This window comes from Streptomyces lushanensis, assembly GCF_001700515.1.
Classification (GTDB): domain Bacteria; phylum Actinomycetota; class Actinomycetes; order Streptomycetales; family Streptomycetaceae; genus Streptomyces; species Streptomyces lushanensis.
In genome coordinates this window covers 1-5,840 of sequence record NZ_MAUD01000068.1, presented here as the reverse complement: position 1 = coordinate 5,840, position 5,840 = coordinate 1, and the positions used below count along the sequence as shown (strand labels likewise).

5 protein-coding genes and 2 pseudogenes are annotated in these 5,840 nt (G+C 71.5%); 2 read left to right on the top strand and 5 right to left on the bottom strand.

Translation table 11 applies throughout. From position 1 onward, the window contains the following. The 5 genes and pseudogenes from BFF77_RS36610 to BFF77_RS05985 form a co-directional block, all read right to left on the bottom strand. Positions 1 to 183, bottom strand: a pseudogene (locus tag BFF77_RS36610) (phospho-sugar mutase); the annotation flags it as partial. A 2-nt stretch (positions 184 to 185) separates the two neighbouring features. Then, positions 186 to 483 (bottom strand): annotated as a pseudogene (locus BFF77_RS36605) (phospho-sugar mutase); the annotation flags it as partial. A gap of 2 nt (positions 484 to 485) precedes the next feature. Beyond that, positions 486 to 1,360 (bottom strand): phosphohexomutase domain-containing protein (locus BFF77_RS36600; protein WP_483855206.1); only part of this gene is annotated, 875 nt, incomplete at its 3' end. A gap of 162 nt (positions 1,361 to 1,522) precedes the next feature. Further along, positions 1,523 to 2,353 carry a purine-nucleoside phosphorylase gene (locus BFF77_RS05990; RefSeq protein ID WP_066944547.1) on the bottom strand — a complete coding sequence of 277 codons (831 nt, stop codon included), beginning with the start codon at positions 2,351 to 2,353 and terminating at the stop codon, positions 1,523 to 1,525. A gap of 183 nt (positions 2,354 to 2,536) precedes the next feature. Continuing rightward, positions 2,537 to 2,974 (bottom strand): gamma-glutamylcyclotransferase family protein, encoded by a 438-nt coding sequence (locus BFF77_RS05985; RefSeq protein ID WP_066944551.1) that lies wholly within the window; start codon positions 2,972 to 2,974, stop codon positions 2,537 to 2,539. 245 nt (positions 2,975 to 3,219) lie between these two features. Between BFF77_RS05985 and BFF77_RS05980 the strand changes: the two genes are divergently transcribed. After that, entirely contained in the window at positions 3,220 to 4,659 is a 1,440-nt protein-coding gene (locus BFF77_RS05980) for an NAD(P)H-quinone dehydrogenase (RefSeq protein WP_066944545.1), read from the top strand. A gap of 353 nt (positions 4,660 to 5,012) precedes the next feature. Continuing rightward, positions 5,013 to 5,840 (top strand): DeoR/GlpR family DNA-binding transcription regulator (locus BFF77_RS05975; protein WP_079124877.1); only part of this gene is annotated, 828 nt, incomplete at its 3' end.

Below are 5,840 nucleotides of genomic sequence, written 5' to 3'. Positions count from 1 at the left end.
CTTCAGCGCGCCCAGAACCTCCGCCGCCCTCACCCTCGCCCCCACCAGCCCCGGCGCGTCCGCCACCGGGATCACGACCTCCAGGTAGCACTTCAGCTTCGGCTCCGTGCCGCTGGGCCGGACGATCACGCGCCCCCGGTACTCCCCCGAGAGGTGGTACCGCAGCCCGTCCGTCGGCGGCAGNNGTGGCGTGCAGACCGTGGGTGACGGCCAGATCGTCCAGGAGATCGCTGAGCGTACGGCCCTGGGCCTTCAGCTCGGAGGCCAGTTCGGCGACGAGCAGCGCGGCGGTGATGCCGTCCTTGTCCTTCACGCCCTCCGGGTCGACGCAGTAGCCGAGCGCCTCCTCGTACCCGTACCGCAGGCCCTCGACGCGTGCGATCCACTTGAAGCCGGTCAGCGTCTCCTCGTACCCGAGCTCCGCCGCCCCGGCGATCCGGCCGAGCAGCGAGGACGAGACGATCGACTCGGCGAACGTGCCCGNNGCGATGATCAGATCGGGCTGGGCGCGCCGGGCCGTGGCGAAGGCCAGGTCCATCGCGCCCGGCTCCTCCGGGTTCGGGAACGCGACGGTCGGGAACGCGGGATCGGGCGCGGCCTGCTCCGCCACCGGCACGGGCTCCGGGAAGCCGGCGCGCGCGAAGGCGGCCAGGAGGGTCTCCGTACCGACGCCGTGCAGCGCCGTGTGGACGGTCCGCGCGGTCCGCGGGGTGCCGGGTGTCAGGACGGTGTCCGTACGTTCCAGATACGCCGTCAGGACCTCCTCCCCGAGGGTCTCCCAGCCGTCCTCCGGACGCCGTACCGAGCCCAGCGGGCCGATCGCGTCGATCTCCGCCGCGATCTCGCCGTCCGAGGGCGGCACGATCTGGGAGCCGCCGCCGAGATAGACCTTGTAGCCGTTGTCCTGGGGCGGGTTGTGGCTCGCGGTGACCATCACCCCGGCCACGGCGCCGAGATGCCGTACGGCGAAGGCGAGCACCGGGGTGGGCAGCGGCCGGGGCAGTACGGCGGCGCGCAGGCCCGCGCCGGTCATCACGGACGCGGTGTCCCGGGCGAAGTCGGCCGACTTGTGGCGGGCGTCGTACCCGATGACGACCAGTCCCTCGCCGTCGCCGCGGTTCCTCAGATACGCGGCGAGCCCGGCCGCCGCCCGGATGACCACGGCGCGGTTCATCCGCATGGGTCCCGCGCCCAGCTCGCCGCGCAGCCCGGCCGTACCGAACTGCAGGGTGCCGGCGAACCGGTCGGTGAGTGAGTCCAGATCCCCGGCCTCGATGACCGCGGTGAGTTCCGCGCGGGTCCCCGGGTCCGGGTCCTCGGCCAGCCAGGCCCTGGCCCGGCTGATGACGTCCTGCTCCATCGGGTCCTGCTGCTGCACGGTGGGGGGCTCCTTATGCGCCTGGCCGGCGCCGCTCTCACGGAGGTGGTTGCTCGCCGTAGGGGTTGGTCGATCGACGGTTGTCGCAGTGGTGGGCCGAGTGTCGCGGCTCCGGCCTGTTGTCCTTCCCTGCCCGGACGCCGCTCAGACGCGTTCGAGCACCTGGGCCAGCAGGGCACCCATCTGCGTCGCCGAGTCACGGCCCGCCTGGAGGACCTCCTCGTGGTTGAGGGGCTCGCCCGACAGGCCCGCGGCCAGATTGGTGACCAGCGAGATCCCGAGCACCTCGGCGCCGGCCTCGCGGGCCGCGATGGCCTCCAGGACGGTGGACATGCCGACGAGGTCGCCGCCCATCACCCGGACCATGTTGATCTCGGCCGGAGTCTCGTAGTGCGGCCCGGGGAACTGCACGTACACGCCCTCCTCCAGCTCCGGGTCGATCTCCTTGCACAGCGCGCGCAGCCGCGGCGAGTACAGGTCCGTCAGGTCCACGAAGTTCGGGCCGACGATCGGGGAGACGGCCGTCAGATTGATGTGGTCGCTGATCAGCACGGGCTGGCCGGGGCGCATGCCCTCGCGCAGTCCGCCGCAGCCGTTGGTCAGGACGACGGTCTTGCAGCCGGCGGCGACGGCGGTACGCACTCCGTGGGCCACGGCGGCGACGCCCAGGCCCTCGTAGTAGTGCGTACGGCCGAGGAAGACCAGCGCGCGCTTGTCGGCGATCTTGTACGAGCGGATCCTGCCGCCGTGGCCCGCCACGACGGGCGGCGGGAACCCGGGCAGATCGGTCACGGGGAATTCCGCCTCGGGCGCGCCGAGCGCTTCGACGGCCGGTCCCCAGCCGGAGCCCATCACAAGGACGACGTCATGGGTCTCGGCGCCGGTCAGCTCGCGCAGGCGCGCGGCGGCGGCGCCGGCGGCGGCCAGGGGATCGGCGGGTCCGTCGGCGTTGGCCGGGATAACAGATGCGTTCACGCGGATGAGGGTAGCCGGTCATTCCCTACGCGCGTAGATGAAGGGCACACGGTCTTGACATCGTTGTACTGCCGTTTCGGACAGATGGAGGGACCGCGGGCGTGCGAATGCGTGACCGACGTCCCGTAAGTGCGGTATGTCCGTCGATTTCAAGCCGGGTGCGCGTCGCCTTCGCGCCGTGGCTCAGCAGGGACGCTTGCGCAGTTCCATCACATAGTCGTGGGGAGCGCCCGCGGATTCCGCCGCGTCGGCCAGTTCGCCCAGATAGCGGGCGGAGGGCAGGCCGCCCTCGTATCCGTTGAGCACATACATCCAGGCCGGCTCCTCGCCGTCCAGGGTGTGCACCCGGATCCGCATCCGGCGGTATATGTCGAGCCCCACGCCTTCCCAGCGGTCCATGGAGTCCTCGTCCATCGGGGCGATGTCGTACAGCGCGACGAAGACCTGCGAGCGCGGCGCCTCCACGACCGTGACCAGCGCGCCCTCCCAGCCCATCTGCTCGCCGCCGAAGGTGAGCCGCCAGCCGTTGAGCCAGCCGGTGCCGCGCAACGGGGAGTGCGGGGCGCGGCGGGTCATCAGCCGCGCGTCGAGGTTGCCGGCGTACGCGGCGTAGAGCGACATGAGGTTGAGGGTACGGGAGGTACGGGCGTGGCCGCCGATCCACCGGCCCGGCCCCGCGGGTTCCCGGATGCCGGGCCCCGTGGGTTCCCGGACGGAGGCGCCGTGCGTTCCCGGACGGAGGCCCCGGGGCGAAGCAGCGTGAACCGTGCGGGACAATGGAGTACGACTGCATCCCCCGGGGGCTCCCCCGGAACCCCGGCCGGGGTGGCAGACGGGCCGGGTTGACAACGCGAGGCGGACTTTTCGTGACCCGGATCGTGATCATCGGCGGCGGACCCGGCGGCTACGAGGCGGCCCTGGTGGGCACCCAGCTCGGCGCCGAGGTGACCGTCGTCGACTGCGACGGCCTCGGCGGCGCGTCGGTGCTCACCGACTGCGTGCCGTCGAAGACGCTCATCGCGACGGCCGAGGTGATGACCACCTTCGACTCCTCGTACGAGGAGCTGGGCATCATCGTCGCGGACGACACGCCTCCGCTGGAGCGGTCGGCCCGTGTCGTCGGCGTCGACCTCGGCAAGGTCAACCGGCGGGTGAAGCGGCTCGCGCTCGCGCAGTCCCACGACATCACCGCCTCCGTCACCCGGGCCGGCGCGCGTGTCATGCGAGGCCGGGGCAGGCTGGACGGCCGGCAGGCCATGGACGGTTCGCGGCAGGTGATCGTGACCGCGGCCGACGGCGGCGAGGAGTCGCTCACCGCCGACGCCGTGCTGATCGCCACCGGTGCCCATCCCCGGGAGATCCCGGACGCGCGGCCGGACGGTGAGCGCATCCTCAACTGGACGCAGGTCTACGACCTCGACGAGCTGCCCGAGGAACTGATCGTGGTCGGCTCCGGTGTGACCGGGGCCGAGTTCGCCGGTGCCTACCAGGCGCTGGGCTCCCGGGTCACCCTGGTCTCCTCGCGCGACCGCGTGCTGCCGGGCGAGGACCCGGACGCCGCCGCCGTGCTGGAGGACGTCTTCCGGCGGCGCGGGATGAATGTGATGTCCCGCTCCCGGGCCGAGGCCGCCAAGCGTGTGGGCGACCGCGTCGAGGTCACTCTCGCCGACGGCCGGATCATCACCGGATCGCACTGTCTGATGGCGGTCGGCGCGATACCGAACACCGCGGGCATGGGCCTGGAGGAGGCCGGCGTACTCCTCCAGGAGTCGGGCCACATCAAGACCGACCGGGTCTCCCGTACCTCCGCGCCGGGCGTCTACGCGGCCGGCGACGTCACCGGGATCTTCGCGCTCGCCTCGGTCGCGGCCATGCAGGGCCGGATCGCGATGTACCACTTCCTCGGCGACGCGGTGGCGCCGCTCAATCTCAAGACCGTCTCGTCGAACGTCTTCACCGACCCGGAGATCGCCACCGTCGGCTACAGCCAGGCGGACGTCGACAGCGGCCGGATCGACGCACGGGTCGTCAAGCTGCCGCTGCTGCGGAACGCGCGCGCCAAGATGCAGGGCGTCCGGGACGGCTTCGTCAAGATCTTCGCCCGTCCCGGCACGGGCATCGTGGTCGGCGGCGTGGTCGTGGCGCCGCGTGCCAGTGAGCTGATCCATCCCATCTCCCTCGCGGTGGACAACAGTCTGACCGTCGAGCAGATCGCCAACGCCTTCACCGTGTATCCGTCGCTGTCGGGCTCGATCGCCGAGGTGGCGCGGCAGTTGCACACGCGGAAGACGGCGGAGGAGAGCTGACGCGCGGGTCGCCGGTGCGGCTGCGGCTGCGGATGCGGCCGGAGCCTGTGTGATTCCGGCGGGGGTCCGGGCGGGCTCCGGTGAGGAGCCGGCTGGGTTCCGGTGGGGCTCCGGCGGGTCTCCGGTGCGGGTCCGGGTCGGATTCCGGTGCGGTTCCGGTGGGGATTCGGGTCGGATTCCGGTGCGGATCCGGTCGGGCTCTGGCGGGGCTCTGGCGAGGTTTGCCCGGGTTTGTATGGGGTGAATGACCGTCTCGTCGCCGTATACCACTCCGTGTGCTCTTCTGTGTACAACTTCTGTTATTCGGCGCAAACTGCTGAAAGCAGACGGTCGTTGGGGTTACTGTCAGTTTCGTGTTCGCTGCAGAACGTCGTCAATTGATCCTCGAAATGGTGCGCGCCAACGGAGCCGTGTCGCTCCGTGAGCTCGCCCGCGTCGTCCAGACCTCCGAAGTGACCGTACGGCGGGACGTGCGGGCGCTCGAGGCAGAAGGACTCCTCGACCGCCGGCACGGCGGTGCGGTACTGCCGGGCGGATTCACGCGAGAATCCGGCTTTCCGCAAAAGTCCCATCTCGCGACGGCGGAGAAAACGGCCATCGCCGATCTCGCCGCGAGCTTCGTCGAAGAGGGCGAGGCCGTGGTCGTCGGCGCCGGTACGACCACGCAGGAGCTGGCCCGCCGGCTCGCGCGGATCCCCGGGCTGACCGTCGTCACCAACTCACTGCTGGTCGCCCAGGCGCTGGCCCATGCCAACCGGGTCGAGGTCGTCATGACCGGCGGCACGCTGCGCGGGTCGAACTACGCGCTGGTCGGCAGCGGGGCCGAGCAGTCCCTCCAGGGGCTCCGGGTCACCCGTGCGTTCCTCTCGGGGAGCGGGCTGACGGCGGAGCGCGGCCTCTCCACCTCCAACATGCTGTCGGCGAGCGTCGACCGGGCGCTGGTGCAGGCGGCTGCGGAAGTGGTGGTGCTGGCCGACCACACCAAGCTCGGTACGGACACCATGTTCCAGACGGTGCCGACGGATCTGATCAGCCGGCTGGTGACGGACGAGCCGCCCGCGCACGACGACCGTGCCGGTACGGAGCTTCAGGCCCTGGCGGACCAGGGGGTGCAGATCGCGGTGGCGGGCGCGGGTGCGGGTGCCGGCGGCGTGGGGGGTGGTGGCGCGGTCGTCCCGGGC